This is a genomic window from Streptomyces narbonensis, assembly GCF_014649015.1.
GTDB classification, from domain to species: Bacteria; Actinomycetota; Actinomycetes; order Streptomycetales; family Streptomycetaceae; genus Streptomyces; species Streptomyces narbonensis.
This window is the reverse complement of sequence record NZ_BMSF01000082.1, coordinates 1-967: the sequence shown is the minus strand read 5'-3', so window position 1 is coordinate 967 and position 967 is coordinate 1. Positions and strand designations below refer to the sequence as shown.

The window sequence follows — 967 nt, the reverse complement described above, 5'->3', positions numbered from 1 at the left end:
ATCCTGTACATTGTGTACTGGTCTTGGTGTAATATATGAGAATTTCATCTTTCGCATATGGCGGTGTACTGTAGATTTGCTAATATTTAAGACGAACTTTTCCTGGATTCTTATTCTCATTTCTTTTATGGTAATATTGTGCTTTTCTTCTATCCATGCTTCAATTTGCTGTAGTTGATCCTGATTTAACTTAGTTTTTCTACGACGTTGTGGAGGAGCAAATAATTTTTCTACTCTATCAAATTTTAGATGCTTTATCCATTCAGTCAAAGCAGTCCTTGAAATTTTACATATTCTTGCCACAGCGCTTATACTACTTTCTTTTCCTGCTATCACCGCTTGTAACTTTTTTGAAACATATGCGTTATTTCTTACCTTTTTTAACATTTCTTTCGCTAAATTTACAACTCTTTCGTCTAATAGTTTTGACCTTAATGCCATTTATACCTCGCTATTTCACTTACTCTAGTATGACTTTTTTCCCCATTATTCTCTATCTGTTCTTTCTATAGCGGGAATTGGTATAACCTACATACATTTGCATTGTGTACATTGAATAGGCATCCTAAAAATCTATGCGTTATGTAAGTGCGATAGTACAAAATTACGCAAAACAACTTATCTTCCAGAGTTGGTAGTTTTGATCTTCTACCATGACACTTTTTCTGTTTTTCAAGTTTTTCACATCCAGACCTCACTTTTTCCACTACTTTTTTCAACTCCTCTATAGTTAAACCTGTTATATTACGAAAGTTTCTTGGGTGTTTTTTCATATTATAGTAACTATAGCTCATTTTTTTCCTTACTTGATCTGCTTATTCTTCTTCTACCTCTCTCACATCATTTTTTCAATCACCTTTTGCAGCAGGTCTTATGTCAAAATTTACACAGATGTTAAGTACTGCCACTAATTCCCAGTTAGTACAATTTGTGTATCTTATTGACATATTTAATTTATTCTGTTACA

Annotated in this window: 1 protein-coding gene and 1 pseudogene; both read right to left on the bottom strand. The window is 32.6% G+C overall.

Going from position 1 to position 967, the window contains the following annotated elements; genetic code table 11:
- On the bottom strand, nt 1-441 hold a 441-nt coding region (locus IE124_RS34080; protein ID WP_189513902.1), incomplete at its 3' end, for a helix-turn-helix domain-containing protein.
- 83 nt (nt 442-524) lie between these two features.
- Nucleotides 525-794: pseudogene (locus IE124_RS35785) on the bottom strand (helix-turn-helix domain-containing protein); the annotation flags it as partial.
- Between the last annotated feature and the right edge of the window lie 173 nt (nt 795-967).